Source organism: Microvirga terricola (genome assembly GCF_011777495.1).
In the GTDB taxonomy this organism is placed as follows: Bacteria; Pseudomonadota; Alphaproteobacteria; order Rhizobiales; family Beijerinckiaceae; genus Microvirga; species Microvirga terricola.
Genome location: NZ_JAATJS010000003.1, coordinates 257,065 through 270,739 on the forward strand (window position 1 = coordinate 257,065; position 13,675 = coordinate 270,739).

Below are 13,675 nucleotides of genomic sequence, written 5' to 3' on the forward strand. Positions count from 1 at the left end.
CATGGCCGGACTTGATCCGGCCATCCACGGCTTGGAAACGCTGAGCTTAAATCGTGGATGCCCGGGACAAGCCCGGGCATGGCGGTGGAATGGCTTCTATCGCCGAGCTAGCCGCACACCGAGGGCTTTCAGCCCACCCAGCAGGGTCGCTCCGTAGAGCGCGGCCCCCGTGGCTCCCAGCATTGCAAGCAAAGTTTCGTTTCGCCACGCAGGCAGCGAAGCCGTCCAGCGTGACAGCGGCTCGGGCGCGAACCAGGCGAAAAGGCCGAGCAGGAGGCTGGCAACGACAACCGCCGCGCAGGTGCGGCCGAGCGTATGGCTCGGGTCGGTCCAACCACGGCGATAGGCCAGCGCAAAGAGCAGCAGCAGGTTGACCCAGACGCCGAGCGACGTACCGAGCGCCAAACCGACGACGCCGAAGGGGCCCATCAGAACGATTTTCAGAAGCACGTTCACGGCCACCGCCGTCAGCGAGGCGTAGAGCGGCGTCACCGTGTCGGCACGCGAATAAAAGCTTGCTAGTGCCGAGCGGATCAGCACGGCTGCGGGCAGGCCGATGGAATAGGCCGCGAGTGCTGCGCCCGCGCGCCGCGCCGCCTCCGCATCGAAAGCACCGCGCTGGAAGAGGGCGGTCATGATGAGATCGGGCATCGCCACGAACGCGACGAGGAAGGGAGCCGCGAGCGCCAGCGTCAAGCCCACCGCGCGGTTCTGCGCCGCATGCGCGCCGGTGACATCGCCGCCCGCGATGCGGCGGCTCATTTCCGGCAAAAGCACGGTGCCTGCCGCGATGCCGATAACGCCGAGCGGGAGCTGATAGATGCGGTCGGCGTAATAGAGCGAGGACACCGCGCCCGTCGGCAGGAACGAAGCGATGATGGTGTCCGCGAAGATCGCGATCTGAACGCCTGCGGAGCCGATGATGGCGGGCCCCAACGTCTTGAAGAAGCTTTTCATCGTGGGATCGAGACGCGGCTTCTCCAGCCCCGGCGCGACTTTCAGGCGCTGCGCCGCGACCCAAACGAGCACGAGTTCCAGCACGCCCGCGACCGCGATGCCCCAGGCGGCGGCGTGGCCTGCGCTCGGGAAGCGGAAAGCGACCGCCAGCGCCGCAATCAGCGACAGGTTCAGCAATACTGGTGCCGCGGCAGCGGCGGCGAAACGCTCATGCGCGTTCAGGATCGCGGAGAGGATCGTGACGAGGGTGATGAAGAGGAGGTAGGGGAAGGTGATGCGGGTCAGCGTCACCGCAAGGTCGAATTTTGCCGGATACTCGGCAAAGCCCGGCGCGAGCAGCTGCACGACGACCGGCATCGCGAGGAAGGCGAGCACGAGCAGTACGATCTGCACGATCAGCATGAGGCTCGTGATGCGGCCTGCAAAAGTGCGAGCGGGCTTTTCGCCCTCTGTTTCGAGCACGCGCGCATAGGTCGGCAGAAACGCGTTGTTGAACGCGCCTTCGCTAAAGATCTGGCGAAAGTTGTTGGGGATGCGGAAGGCGACGACGAATGCATCGGCAATCGGCCCTGCGCCCATCACGGCGGCAATCACTACGTCGCGGACGAAACCTGTAAGACGGGAGACGAGGGTCCAGCCGCCGACGGAAAGGATCTTCTTGAACATGGATCAAGACCGCCGCAGCCGCGGATCTTCAGGCACCAGCGTATCGCTGACATCCGCCGCTCCGCCGACACGCTCGGCCACCACATAGAGCGGCCGCCGTTTCACCTCGGCGAAGATGCGCCCGACATATTCGCCGACGATGCCAAGCGACATGAGTTGGATGCCGGAGAAGAACATGACGGAGACAATCAGGCTCGGGAAGCCGGGGAGGTCGCTGCCGTACAAGAGCGTGCGGATGAGAAAGTAGATCGCGGTGGCGATGGAGAGGAACGAGATCAGGAAGCCGATATAGGTCCAGATGCGCAGAGGCACCGTCGAGAACGCGGCAATGCCGTCGAACGCGAAGCGCACGAGCTTGCGGAAACTCCACTTGGTCGTTCCACGCTGCCGCTCCTCGACGATGAAGGGCACGCCGGTGTTCTTGAAGCCGATCCAGGCATAAAGCCCCTTCGAAAAGCGCGCCTTTTCGCCAAGCGAACGCAGGACCTCGACGCCTTTACGGTCGATAAGCCGGAAATCGCCCGCGCCTTCGGGCAGGCTGACTTCTCCGAACCGCGCGAAGAGCTGATAGAACAGATGCGCGAAGCCGCGCTTCACGCGGGTCTCGTCCGAGCGGTCGGTGCGCTGGCCATAGACCATGAGGTATCCATCTTTCCAGCGCTCGACGAAGGCTTCGATCATCTCCGGCGGGTGCTGAAGGTCGGCGTCCATGATGACGACGGCATCGCCCCGCGCATGGTCGAGCCCGGCGGCGATGGCGATTTCCTTGCCGAAATTGCGGCTGAAGGAGACCGCACCGATGCGTGGCTCCGTCTTGCTGATGGACTTGATGATCGCGAGCGTATCGTCCCGGCTGCCGTCATCCACGAACACCACGTCCCAGACGGAAGTGATCCGGTTTAGGACGGGGAGGAGACGTTCACAGAGCGGTGCAATGTTCGCACTCTCGTTATGGACGGGGATGATAACGCTCAGTTTGGGCGAGGCCACGCAAAAGTCCTTCTTTGTCGCGCGCATTGAGAGCCGAGTTTGCAGCTTTGCTCAAGGGGATTAGGCTGCGGCAAAGCCGTTTTTGGGGATATTCATGGTTTTGCCACGTTCTGCCGTGCTCTGCGCCGACGATTTCGGCCTCTCCGATGGGGTCAGCCAGGGCATTCTGGAACTGGCCGAGGCGGGCCGGCTCTCGGCGACGGGTGCGATGACCAACATGCCCGGCTGGCGGCGCAACGCCCCGGCCCTGACGGCGGTGAGAGGGCGGATCGGGATCGGCCTGCACCTCAACCTGACCACGGGCTCTCCGCTGGCGCCCATGCCTTATCTGGCGCCGGGGGGAGGCTTTCCTGCCTTGAAGGACCTGCTCGTGAAGGCGGTGGCCGGGCGGCTGCCAGCCGCCGAGGTTCGCGGGGAGATTGCCCGGCAGCTGGACGCCTTCACCGAGGCCCATGGCGAGCTGCCATCCTTTGTCGACGGGCATCAGCATGTCCATGTCCTGCCGGTGATCCGCTCGGCTCTACTGCGGGTGCTGGAGGAGAAAGGCTATGGCGGGCGGCTCTGGGTGCGCGATCCGTCCGACCGGGTCTCCGCGATCCTGCAGCGGCCCATCGGGCGGGCGAAAGCGCTGGTCGTGAAGGGGCTGGCCTCCGGCTTCGCACGGCGCGCCCGTGCGGCTGGGTTCTGGACCAATGATGGCTTTTCCGGCTTTTCGCCTCTGGACTTATCCGTTTCAGCGCAAAGCGTCTTCGAGAGCGGGTTCGCCGATCTGGGCACGATGCCCCTCATCATGTGCCACCCGGGCTATGTGGATGAGGAATTGCGCCGCCTCGACCCGGCGGTGGAGAGCCGCCCGGTCGAACTCGCCTATCTCAAGTCCGAAGCCTTCGGCGCGCTGCTGGAGGAGAGGGAGATCAGGCTCGTCCCCGGCCCGACCTGACAACAAAAAAGGGCCTCCGGAGAGGCCCTTTCGATGTCGGTTTGAGCCGCGCTTACTTCGTCGCCGCTTCATACATCTCTTCGACGTAGGCCCAGTTCACGAGGTTTTCCAGGAACGCCTTGAGGTAATCGGGACGGCGGTTGCGGTAATCGATGTAGTAGGAGTGCTCCCACACGTCGCAGCCCAGGATCGGTTGCGCGCCGTGGACCAGCGGGTTCTCGCCGTTCGGGGTCTTCATGACGGTGATCCTGCCGTCCTTGATGGCGAGCCAGGCCCAGCCGGAGCCGAACTGGCCGGTGCCGGCGGCGATGAAGTCCTCCTTCATCTTGTCCACCGAGCCGAGGTCGGACACGATCTGCTTCTCGAGCTTGCCCGGCAGCGCGCCGCCGCCATTGGGCTTCATCCAGCGCCAGAAATGAATGTGGTTGTAGTGCTGGCCGGCATTGTTGAAGAGCGCCTGATTCTTGCCGAAGGAGCCCTTCACGACCTCCTCGACGCTCCTGCCCTCGAACTCCGTGCCTTTCAGCAGGTTGTTGCCGGTGTTGACGTAGGCCGCATGGTGCTTGTCGTGGTGAAACTCCAGCGTTTCTTTCGACATGTAGGGCTGCAGCGCATCGTAGGCGTAGGGCAGTTCGGGCAGTGTGAACGACATCGGAGTCTCCTTTGAGAGATTGAGCGACCCGGCTGCTTAGTTAAAGCGCGATGGCCCGCAGGGCAACGGCCAAGCTTCTGACTTTTTGGGGCGTAAGCTTTTCTTAATATTGCCTTTCGCCTATAGATACCTAGCTTCCGCGGTCGGTAGCATTTGGTTTGCGTTTCGGAGTTTTCATGATCGTCGCTCTTTTCACCCTTTCCCTTGCGATGATTGTGGGTGGACTTCTCTCGGTTTTCCTGGGCTGGGACATCGTCCTGATCGAGCGCGGGTGGACCATGGTCATCGCCGGCGCGGTCACCGCGGCGAGCGGCGCCGTTCTCTTAGGAGTCACCGCCGCCGTCTCGAAGCTCTCCAAAATCCAATCGGAACTGGCGCGGCTGCATTCGGGACTTAACGAGGTCCCGGCTGAGCCTGCCGCTGTTGTCCCCGCGGCCGGCCTCTCGCTTGCCGCGCTTGCCGGCGGCTTGTTCGGTGGCGGCCTTTTGAAGGGTCGGGCGGACAAGGCCGAGAAGACCGAAGAGCGCCCACTGCCTTTCTTCGGCACGGACAAGCACGGGCAGGGGGACGAGGTGGCCCTCGCTTCCGAAGGGCTCGAGGAAACCCGTCTGCCGGAGGAAACGCCATTCGGCTCCAAGGTGTCCTTGGAGGAGGAGGCCGCCGAGGTTGCTCCCCCCGCTGAGGACGAGTTCGCCCCGGCGAAAGTGCCGGAATTCCTCTTTGCGGAACGCTACCGGGAGACGAGCTACACCGAGACCCGCGTCACCGAGGTCGACGATGGGCTCTACGTGTCGCAGAAAACCGTCGAGACCTTCACGAGCGAGCCTGAGGAGAAGGCGGAGGCCGCGCCCGAGGCTGCCGAGTCTGCTCCCAAGGCGACCGTCATCGGCACCTATAATTCCGGCGACAACAAATACGTGATGTATTCGGACGGCTCGATCGAGGCGGAGACGCCGCAGGGGATGTTTACGTTCAAGTCCCTGGACGAGCTGAAGGAGTTCATCGCCTCCGGCGGCGAAGGTCCGGCTTCAGCTACTTGAGAAGCGGCGAAAGGGTGCGGAAGTCCTCCGTCCCCGCCTGTTCGAGCCATTCGAACACGACCATCTCCATCGTCACCCAGTGACACCCCGCATGCAGAAGCCGCCCGCGCGTGGCGTCGATGCTGTGCGCGGCGCGACTCGAGATCGCGTCGCCGATCGTAAAGACATGTAGGCCGCTCTCCCTGAAACCCAGGGCGCTTTGCAGCACGCAGACGTGGGCCTCCGTTCCGCAAATCAGGAGTTGATCCCGGCCCTGTCCCCGCAGGGCTGCAACATGCGCTGCGATGGCTGGATCGCCGGCTGCCGAAAAACTCGTCTTCGGTAGAATGATCGTTTCGATGGGCAGCGCATCCGCGATAGCCGGAACGGTCGAGCCGAGACCTCGGGGATATTGCTCGGTGACAGTCACGGGAACGCCGAGACGCCCCGCCGCCTGAAGCAGGACTTTCGTGCGCTCGATAACCTTTTCGCTCTCCAGTATCGCAGGCAGCAACCGCATCTGGAGATCGACGACGAGAAGCTGCGAGCGGGCTGCATCGAGAAGCATGGCTCAATGATCCGGGTTGAAGGGTGGCGGCTCACCGGGGATTGGCATGGTCATCGTGAAGCGCAGGCCGTCGGAACGGAAGTCCATCTTCACGTCGGCCTGCAACTGCGTCGTCAGCACGCGTTGGAGAAGTCGCGAGCCGAAGCCTTGCTGTGATGGCGCGGCGACACGCGGGCCGCCTTGTTCCGTCCATGAAAAATGGAGGATTGGCTTCTCGCCGCTATGCTCGACGCTCCACTTCACTTCCACCGCGCCGCCGAAGGTCGACAGCGCGCCGTGCTTCGCAGCATTGGTCGTCAGTTCATGAATCGCCATACCCACCGGCACCGCGGCCTCGGAGGGGAGTTCGACGAAGGGGCCCTCCACCGTCACCCGGTTCCGGGCCTCGTCCTCATAAGGGCCGAGTTCGGTGCGGATCAGATCTTCAAGCGCCGCCTTCTGCCAGAGATCCTCAGTGAGAAGATTGTGCGTGCGCGCGAGCGAGACAATGCGGCCGACGAAACCCTGATAGAACTCGTCGATGCTCGTTGCGGTGCGCGCCGTCGAACCGACGATGGCCTGGACGGTTGCCAGCGTATTCTTCACACGGTGGTGCAATTCGCGAATGAGCAATTGCTGCCGCAGTTCCGCCTGCTTGTAGCGCGTGATGTCGAGATTGACGCCGACCATGCGCAAAGGGTTTTTCTGGTCGTCGTAGAAAATCAGCGCGATAGTGTCGATGACGCGTAAGGCTCGATCCGCGCGGTGGATGCGATAGGTCACGTTGATTTCGGGAGCGTGACGAGCCAGTGCCTCCTGAACCTCTTTGTTATATGCCACGAGATCGTCACGATGGACGCGCTCTTCCCAGGCGGCGAGGTCGCCCTTGAAAGTTCCCGGATCCACACCGAACAGGCGCTCCTGCTCAGGCGTCCAGGTCACTTTGCCCGAAGGAATATCCCAGTCGAAAACGCCGATTCCGGCGGCTCTTTGCGCGAGCGCGAGACGTTCTTCGCTTGCACGCAGCGCTTTCTCGGTTTCCTTCATGTCGTGGATATCGACGCTGGTGCCGACCCAGCCCTTGAACTCGCCTCGGGCGCCATGGAGCGGAGCGGCTTGAAACAAATGCCAGCGGTATTCGCCATCGGCGGATCTGCAGCGCGCCTCGGTCTCATAGGACGACTCGTTGCGCCGGACTTCCTTGGCGTCCTCCATGATCCGGGCGATATCGTCGGGATGAATCGCGCCCATCCAGCTGTGGCCAAGCGCCTGTTCCGCCGGCATGCCCGAATACTTCACCCAACGTTCGTTCGCGTAGGTCAGCTGGAAGTCCGAATTGAGGATCCAGACCAGCGCGGGCAACGACTCCGCAATGATGCGGAAGCGTGCCTCCGTTTCGCGAAGGCCGATTTCAGCTCTCGCTTTCTCCACCGCGGCCCAAGTGCGCTTGGCCACGTCCTGAATCAGCGAAATATCCTCATCCGACCAGTTCCGGGGCTCGGATGAGCTCACATAGAGCATCGCTTCCAGTCGGCCGTTTTTGAGGAGGGGCGTAGTCAGAATCGTCCTGATGTTTGTAATGGAATAAAGAGACTGAAGCGCGGGGTCACTCACACGTGGGTCCATCTTGACATCCCGTGAGACGACGACGCGACCCTGCTTGAACTCCTCGGCCATCCATGAAGGAAGATCATGCAGACGGTAGCTCCGCCCTTCATTGCTGATCGCGCCTCTGGACCACTCCCGTTCTGAATGCACAAGATCGGTGACTGCGTCGTACTCTCCGTAGCCGGCACTATCCACCTTCAGAAGGCGCCCCAGGCTCCGTGCCATTGCTTCCATGATCTCATGAGGATCATCGAAGCTCTGCAACTGGTCGTTCAAGTTCAGCAGAAACTCTTGCCGGCGTTGGGCAAGATGGCTTTCCTCCTTCGCCTTCGCCCGCTCGGATGTATCCTGCGACACGCCGATCAGGCGGACCGGCTGATCGTTTTCATAAACTGCGAGGCCGCGCGTCAGAACACGCCCGCTACGTCCGTCGGGCTTGATGATGCGGTGCTCGACGTTGAAATCGGTTTTCGTCGTGAGGGCGAACTCGATTGCCAGATTGATGCGTTCCACATCATCGGGGTGCAGGATCTGCTGCAGCTGCGCATAAGTCATCGACTCGTTCGGAGAGAGGCCGAACATTGCCTTGAAGCTTGCGCTGGCGCTGAACTCGTCCGTTTCGAGGTCACGCTCCCATGAGCCGAGCTTGCCGACCTCCAGCGCCATACGCAACTTTCCGTTGCTGTTGTGGAGATCTTGCTCGGCTTGGGCGAGGCGTTGTTCAAGATCAGCAAGGCGCTGCTTGTCCGTGGACTCAGCGGCCGGAGTTTTTTTTGTGATGGGCGTCTTGCCTCGATTGTTCATGAGCGCACGCTTTCTTTGATCTCATGGCTCAATCGTGACCGCGCTCCGACTCCGGAGCGCCGTAAAATGGTACTCAAGTGTTCTCTCTCAAAAACCGTCGATGCTCTTAATAGCAAATGTATAAGCTAATGCGACCTCTTCCAGCCGGTCGAAACGACCGGCTGCGCCGCCATGCCCAGCCTCCATGTTCAATTTAAGCAGGATAGGCCCGCCGCCCGACATCGTTGCGCGTAACCTTGCAACCCATTTCGCCGGCTCCCAATACGTGACGCGCGGGTCTGTGAGGCCGCCGAGCGCCAGGATCGCCGGATAAGCTTGGATCTTCACATTGTCGTAGGGCGAATAGGATAGAATGGTTCGGAAGGCCTTTTCATCTGCGCCGGGATTACCCCATTCCGGCCATTCGGGCGGCGTAAGGGGAAGCTCCGCGTCCAGCATGGTGTTGAGCACGTCGACGAACGGTACCTCAGCGACGATGCCCGCAAAAAGATCGGGCGCGAGGTTGGCGACCGCTCCCATCAACATGCCGCCTGCGCTGCCGCCATGCGCGACGATGCGTCCGCGCGACGTATAGCCCGCCTCTACAAGCGCTTCGCCGCAGGCGATGAAATCGGTGAAGGTGTTCGGCTTCTTCTCGCGCTTGCCGTCGAGATACCAGCGCCAGCCCTTTTCCGTGCCGCCGCGAATATGCGCGATGGCATAAACAAAGCCGCGGTCGACGAGTGAAAGAATGTTCGTGCGGAAGCCCGCCGACATGGACATGCCATACGAGCCGTAGCCATAGAGTAGAAGCGGAGCCGAGCCGTCGAGTGCCACTTCGCGGCGATGAACGATGGATACGGGCACCCGCTCTCCATCCGGTGCGGTGGCGAAGAGCCGATGCGTGACGTAGTCGTCGGAGTTGTGTCCGCTCGGCACTTCCTGGCGCTTGCGAAGCGTACGCGTGCCGGTGCGCAAATTGTAGTCGATCACCTCGCTCGGAGTCTTCAGCGACGAGTAGCGATAGCGGAACACATCGGTGTCGAACTCGTATCCGGGGTCGACGCCGAGCGAGTACGTGTCCTCATCGAACGCGATCGTTTCCTCCCGGCCCGTTGCGATCTCGCGCAGCACGATGCGGGGCTTTGCGTCCTCGCGCTCGAGCCTGAGGAGGTAGCGCGAGAGTGCAACCACGAAGAGGATCATCACGCCCGGCCGATAAGGCACCAGGTCACGCCAGTTGGCGCGCGCAGGTGCGTCGACCGGTGCCGTCATAATCTTGAAGTCTTCGGCCCCATCCGCATTGGTGAGGATGATGAGGCGGTCGCCGTGATGCTCCACGTCGTATTGCAGTTCGCGCGTGCGCGGCTCGATCAGGCGCGGCGTGCCGGTCGGGTCGGCGCGGTCGATCATCCAGACTTCAGACGTTTCGTGATCGCTTACCTCGATCAGCACGAACGCATCCGATTGCGTGACACCAAGCTTCACGAAGAAGCCGGGATCCTTCTCCTCGTAGATCGTCTCGTCCTCTGTGGCGGCCGTGCCGAGGAGGTGACGTTTGACGCGCACGGGGCGGTGATTTTCGTCGAGCTCGACGTAGTAGAAGCCGCTCGAATCGCCGAGCCAGACAACTCCGCCGGAGCTGTGCGGTACTTCGTCGGCCAGCTCATCGCCGGTCTCGAGGTCTCTCACACGAATTGTATAATATTCCGAGCCCTTGATGTCGGCACCCCAGGCCATCAGGCGGTGGCTTGGCGAATGATCCGCGCCGCCGAGGTCGAAGAAGGCGTGGCTTTCGGCTTCCCTGTCGCAATCGAGTAGAACGGCTTCGTCCCCGCCATCCCTGGGGCGGCGGCATACCAACGGATGCTGCCCGCCTTCGCGGTAGCGCGTGAAATAGGCGAAGGGGCCGTCCGGTTCGGGAACGGACGAATCATCCTCCTTGATGCGGGCCCGCATTTCGGCGACGAGGCGCTCCTGAAACGCTTCCGTTCCGGAAAGAGCCTCTTTCGCGTAAGCGTTTTCTTGTTCCAGACAGGTGCGGATGGCGGAATCGAGCGTGTCCGGATCTTTCAGCACGTCCTTCCAATTTTCGGCCTTCAGCCAAGCGTAATCGTCCCGAACCTGCACGCCATGGACGGTGAAGGCATGGGCCTTGGCGGGAATCGAAGGCGCCTGCGGCAGCGGATGGGAAGGAAGGCGTTCAAGTTTCATGGAAGGACAATCTCGCTCGGAGCATCTTAAAGTTGAAGGAATGCTTTGAATGGCATTCTTACATAACTCGGATTTGACGGGACAGGTCCGTCAAAAAGGCTCAAGCTTTCGCAGCGTGGCTTTCCAATTCCCTTTCTAGCTACTTCTTCGGGGCAGGTCAGGCAAAGGCCCGAGTCGCGACGTGACCTATGGTTATGTCAACCCTGGCAATTGTGGCGTTTTATTACAATCCGAAAGTTGATACACAGTTTTCCAAAGTTTTCCTTTTGAACATCTTGTCATCCGACCGAATTTGACATACGTGGACGGTCAGGCACGATATTCTGTGCGATTACGGTGCGGTTCGATGAAGATGCAAGCATTGCATCGGAAAAGAATGCACAAATTTCAGCTTGAAAGCTTATTTGTGGCCGTTCTTGAGAGCCGGAAAGGAAGAAAAGCAAAATGAGCGACAACATCGCTGCTGCAAACTATATTGAACTGGCTGCGGATATCGTATCGGCGTATGTGAGTAACAACTCGGTTCCGTCGGGCGATCTTCCGACCCTGATCAGCGACGTTCACTCGGCTCTTCTTCGCGTCGGCGGCGGCGTGGTGGAAGCCCCGGTCGAGGCTCCGAAGCCCGCCGTTCCGGTCAAGAAGTCGGTGACGCCGGACTACATTGTCTGCCTGGAAGATGGCAAGAAGTTCAAGTCGCTGAAGCGCCACCTGCGCACGCAGTACAACATGACCCCCGAGCAATACCGCGAAAAGTGGGCTCTCCCGGTCGATTATCCGATGGTCGCCCCGAACTACGCCAAGGCTCGTTCCGAGTTGGCGAAGGAAATGGGCCTCGGCCAGCAGCGCCGCAAGCGCCGCTCCTCGCGCGGCTAAGAGCCGGTCTTTCGCGATGAAATCAGCCGCCCTCGGGCGGCTTTTTTCTTTGAGGCCATCCGCGACTTGGCGGTATTCGGCTTCGCGCTTTTGCGGCTTTTCTGCCGTCGGGAGGAGGTGTCTCCTTCGTTATCCTCACAATTAACAATTGCGCCTTGAGCCTTGACAGATAGGAATGGGGCCCACTATCGGGGCAGAAAGGACGCGTCCTTTCGTTCTTTTACTTTAGGAACAAAACATGAACAAAAATGAAAATTATTGGTCTGGGTCAAAGGTTTCAGGACAAGGCAAGAAGGCTGGAGCGGGAGCTGAAAAAGGCGGAAAGCCTAAGAAAAAAGCAAAAAGCGCGCCTGAGTCGTCCAATCTCCGCCGCAACGACGCGCTGACCCGGGAAGCCAAGCGCCTTCTGACGGCGCTGGGGCTTCCGGAGGCGCGCGTCTTGGTCGATCCCACGGATGAAAACGACGTCATTCTCCACAAGAAGCGGGCAGGGGTTTCGATGGGGGCGGGGCGGTTTTCGCGCGCTGCGGCCGAGTCGCTCGACCGCAACGATCTTGCTCAATGGCACAAGTCCGAGACGGGGCAGACGACGCTGCAACTGACCGAGGCCGGGCTGGCGCATCTTCGCCGGGCAGAGGTGCCGGGGGCGGAAGAGGGCTTCTTTCATCAGCATCGCGAAACGGTTGTCGGTGAAGTCGAAACCGAAGCCCGAACGAAGCGGGTGCGGATGGATGCTGAGGAAAGCCCCCTCGACTGGCTTCGCCGCCGTAAAGGCCGCGATGGCGAACCGATGATTGATGCGGCCTGTTATCAGGCCGGCGAGCGTCTGAGGACCGACATCATGCTGGCGGGCCTGCTGCCGGGCGTCACGGCGCGGTGGGATGCCATGCCGCGAGGTGGCGGCCCGACCTCACCCTCGGAGGCGACCGACCGCATGATCGCGGCCCGCCAGCGGCTCAGGAACGCTTTCGACGCTCTGGGTTCCGATTTCAGCGACCTTCTGGTGGATCTCTGCGGCTTCCTCAAAGGGCTGGAATTGATCGAGCGGGAGCGGCAATGGCCGGCGCGCTCGGCCAAGATCGTAGTGCGGCTCGCACTGGCGCGGTTGGCCGAGCATTACGGCATCGAAACCGCGGCGCGCGGGCCCGCCGCGTCACGTGGCATTCGCACCTGGCAGGCTGTGGTGATCGAGGGAGGGCGGCGCGCTCGGGCTTGAGCATGCGTTACGAGGCGGTCAGGGCCACCTGCGCATCGCGGCGGATGCGCTCGACCATGGCCCTGACACCGTTTGACCGTTGCGGCGTCAGATGCTCGACGAGGCCGAGGCCCTTGAAGAGGCCGAGGGCGTCGACATCCAGCGCCTCGGCGGGCGTCCGGCCGTTATAGAGTGCGATCAGCAGGGCGGTCAGGCCGCGGACGATATGGGCGTCGCTGTCGCCCACGAGATGCAGCCGGGGCTCGCTCTTCGACTCGTCGAGCGTCGTGACCAGCCAGACCTGGCTGGCACAGCCACGGACCTTGTTGGCGTCGACGTGCTGCTCCGCCGGCAGCGGCTCCATCTGGCGGCCGAGCTCGATGACGTAGCGATAGCGCTCTTCCCAGTCGTCGAGCAGCTCGAAGTTGGAGATGATTTCGTCGATGGTTGGCAGCATGGCGTTCCCGCTTAGAGCATGATCAGAACAAGTGGACACCGGTTGTTCTCGCCGATCATGCGGCAATAAGGAATCGAGAGCTTGATCATGTTTCAAAGAGACATGATCAAGTTCGATAATCTGCCGGTCATATAATCTTTTGGCGATGTCTTGGCGATGGGAGAGGGGCCATCAGCTCCGCGGCTTGTTGGCGTCACCACGCCATGCAGGGTGGCGGTCGGTCGCCTGGAGCGTGTCCGTGGGCTTGGCCTCGGCGGTTGCCCCCGAAGCGGTCAGGATTTTTCCGATCACCGCCTGCTTCGCGCTCTCAGGGAGAGCCTGCCACATATCCTCCAAGCGCGCGGCGGTCTCCGGCGTCGGAGCTGCTGCCTTCGCGTCCTGGGCGCTCTTAGTCCAGCCGAGGAGCGAATCGAAGGCTGCCGCTCCATCGCCCGTTTGACGGACGGGCGAGTAATAAAAGATCGCGCCGACGATGGCGATGAAACGCAGGATCGAGAACATGTCGTGCCTGTGTCAGGGCTGGTTGGTGACGTGCAGCATCATAACGCCAAGGCAGCCCGGCGCGGCGGCAACCTCGAAAGAGGATGAACAAATGGTTGCAGCGTTGCGCTGCTGCCCTAAGTGGCTGAAAACGAAGAGAGAATAATTTGCCGGTGATCGTGTGCGCGGCATTGTGACGAGTCAGGGGCGGTCTTGCGGGCGATCAGGCCGGGTGGCTTTAGGGTTCGTTTAAGTCGCCTCTGCCACGCTCCGGGCGAATAGGACGATAGGGAT

At 61.6% G+C, this 13,675-nt stretch carries 12 protein-coding genes; 4 read left to right on the forward strand and 8 right to left on the reverse strand.

The window, feature by feature from the left end:
- Positions 1 to 96: 96 nt before the first annotated feature.
- Positions 97 to 1,623: a murein biosynthesis integral membrane protein MurJ gene (gene murJ / locus HB375_RS09550; RefSeq protein WP_167672770.1), complete on the reverse strand. Its 1,527-nt coding sequence runs from the start codon at positions 1,621 to 1,623 to the stop codon at positions 97 to 99.
- A gap of 3 nt (positions 1,624 to 1,626) precedes the next feature.
- Positions 1,627 to 2,613, reverse strand: a complete 987-nt coding sequence (locus HB375_RS09555) for a glycosyltransferase family 2 protein (protein WP_343232383.1) — start codon at positions 2,611 to 2,613, stop codon at positions 1,627 to 1,629.
- 94 nt (positions 2,614 to 2,707) lie between these two features.
- Between HB375_RS09555 and HB375_RS09560 the strand changes: the two genes are divergently transcribed.
- Positions 2,708 to 3,553: a ChbG/HpnK family deacetylase gene (locus HB375_RS09560; RefSeq protein WP_167672772.1), complete on the forward strand. Its 846-nt coding sequence runs from the start codon at positions 2,708 to 2,710 to the stop codon at positions 3,551 to 3,553.
- 52 nt (positions 3,554 to 3,605) lie between these two features.
- Here HB375_RS09560 and HB375_RS09565 read toward each other — a convergent pair whose 3' ends face one another.
- Positions 3,606 to 4,205, reverse strand: a complete 600-nt coding sequence (locus HB375_RS09565) for a superoxide dismutase (RefSeq protein WP_167672773.1) — start codon at positions 4,203 to 4,205, stop codon at positions 3,606 to 3,608.
- A gap of 176 nt (positions 4,206 to 4,381) precedes the next feature.
- Here HB375_RS09565 and HB375_RS09570 point away from each other — a divergent pair, with 176 nt between their 5' ends.
- Positions 4,382 to 5,245 carry a hypothetical protein gene (locus tag HB375_RS09570; protein WP_167672550.1) on the forward strand — a complete coding sequence of 288 codons (864 nt, stop codon included), beginning with the start codon at positions 4,382 to 4,384 and terminating at the stop codon, positions 5,243 to 5,245.
- Here HB375_RS09570 and HB375_RS09575 read toward each other — a convergent pair.
- From HB375_RS09575 to HB375_RS09585, 3 genes are all read right to left on the reverse strand, one after another.
- Positions 5,238 to 5,792, reverse strand: coding sequence for an isochorismatase family protein (locus HB375_RS09575; RefSeq protein WP_167672774.1), 555 nt, complete (start codon positions 5,790 to 5,792; stop codon positions 5,238 to 5,240). The genes HB375_RS09570 and HB375_RS09575 overlap by 8 nt on opposite strands.
- A 3-nt stretch (positions 5,793 to 5,795) precedes the next feature.
- Entirely contained in the window at positions 5,796 to 8,045 is a 2,250-nt protein-coding gene (locus HB375_RS09580) for a PAS domain-containing protein (protein ID WP_167672775.1), read from the reverse strand.
- A gap of 225 nt (positions 8,046 to 8,270) precedes the next feature.
- Positions 8,271 to 10,376 carry a S9 family peptidase gene (locus HB375_RS09585; RefSeq protein ID WP_167672776.1) on the reverse strand — a complete coding sequence of 702 codons (2,106 nt, stop codon included), beginning with the start codon at positions 10,374 to 10,376 and terminating at the stop codon, positions 8,271 to 8,273.
- Between the two features lie 444 nt (positions 10,377 to 10,820).
- Between HB375_RS09585 and HB375_RS09590 the strand changes: the two genes are divergently transcribed.
- Together HB375_RS09590 and HB375_RS09595 are read left to right on the forward strand one after the other, a co-directional pair.
- Positions 10,821 to 11,249, forward strand: coding sequence for a Ros/MucR family transcriptional regulator (locus HB375_RS09590; protein WP_205800128.1), 429 nt, complete (start codon positions 10,821 to 10,823; stop codon positions 11,247 to 11,249).
- 238 nt (positions 11,250 to 11,487) lie between these two features.
- Positions 11,488 to 12,465 carry a DUF6456 domain-containing protein gene (locus HB375_RS09595; protein ID WP_246728433.1) on the forward strand — a complete coding sequence of 326 codons (978 nt, stop codon included), beginning with the start codon at positions 11,488 to 11,490 and terminating at the stop codon, positions 12,463 to 12,465.
- Between the two features lie 7 nt (positions 12,466 to 12,472).
- Here the strand turns inward: HB375_RS09595 and HB375_RS09600 are convergent, their stop codons facing one another.
- Together HB375_RS09600 and HB375_RS09605 are read right to left on the reverse strand one after the other, a co-directional pair.
- Positions 12,473 to 12,901, reverse strand: a complete 429-nt coding sequence (locus HB375_RS09600; RefSeq protein ID WP_167672777.1) for a SufE family protein — start codon at positions 12,899 to 12,901, stop codon at positions 12,473 to 12,475.
- A 171-nt stretch (positions 12,902 to 13,072) separates the two neighbouring features.
- Positions 13,073 to 13,402, reverse strand: a complete 330-nt coding sequence (locus HB375_RS09605) for a hypothetical protein (RefSeq protein ID WP_167672778.1) — start codon at positions 13,400 to 13,402, stop codon at positions 13,073 to 13,075.
- Positions 13,403 to 13,675: the final 273 nt, after the last annotated feature.

Coding starts and splice junctions, on each gene's coding strand:
- HB375_RS09585 (WP_167672776.1), bottom strand. CDS start 10,376: ATGAAACTTGAACGCCTTCCTTCCCATCCGCTGCCGCAGGCGCCTTCG.
- HB375_RS09565 (WP_167672773.1), bottom strand. CDS start 4,205: ATGTCGTTCACACTGCCCGAACTGCCCTACGCCTACGATGCGCTGCAG.
- HB375_RS09600 (WP_167672777.1), bottom strand. CDS start 12,901: ATGCTGCCAACCATCGACGAAATCATCTCCAACTTCGAGCTGCTCGAC.
- HB375_RS09595 (WP_246728433.1), top strand. CDS start 11,488: ATGAACAAAAATGAAAATTATTGGTCTGGGTCAAAGGTTTCAGGACAA.
- HB375_RS09575 (WP_167672774.1), bottom strand. CDS start 5,792: ATGCTTCTCGATGCAGCCCGCTCGCAGCTTCTCGTCGTCGATCTCCAG.
- HB375_RS09590 (WP_205800128.1), top strand. CDS start 10,821: ATGAGCGACAACATCGCTGCTGCAAACTATATTGAACTGGCTGCGGAT.
- HB375_RS09560 (WP_167672772.1), top strand. CDS start 2,708: ATGGTTTTGCCACGTTCTGCCGTGCTCTGCGCCGACGATTTCGGCCTC.
- HB375_RS09580 (WP_167672775.1), bottom strand. CDS start 8,045: ATGGCGCTGGAGGTCGGCAAGCTCGGCTCATGGGAGCGTGACCTCGAA.
- HB375_RS09570 (WP_167672550.1), top strand. CDS start 4,382: ATGATCGTCGCTCTTTTCACCCTTTCCCTTGCGATGATTGTGGGTGGA.
- HB375_RS09605 (WP_167672778.1), bottom strand. CDS start 13,402: ATGTTCTCGATCCTGCGTTTCATCGCCATCGTCGGCGCGATCTTTTAT.
- murJ (WP_167672770.1), bottom strand. CDS start 1,623: ATGTTCAAGAAGATCCTTTCCGTCGGCGGCTGGACCCTCGTCTCCCGT.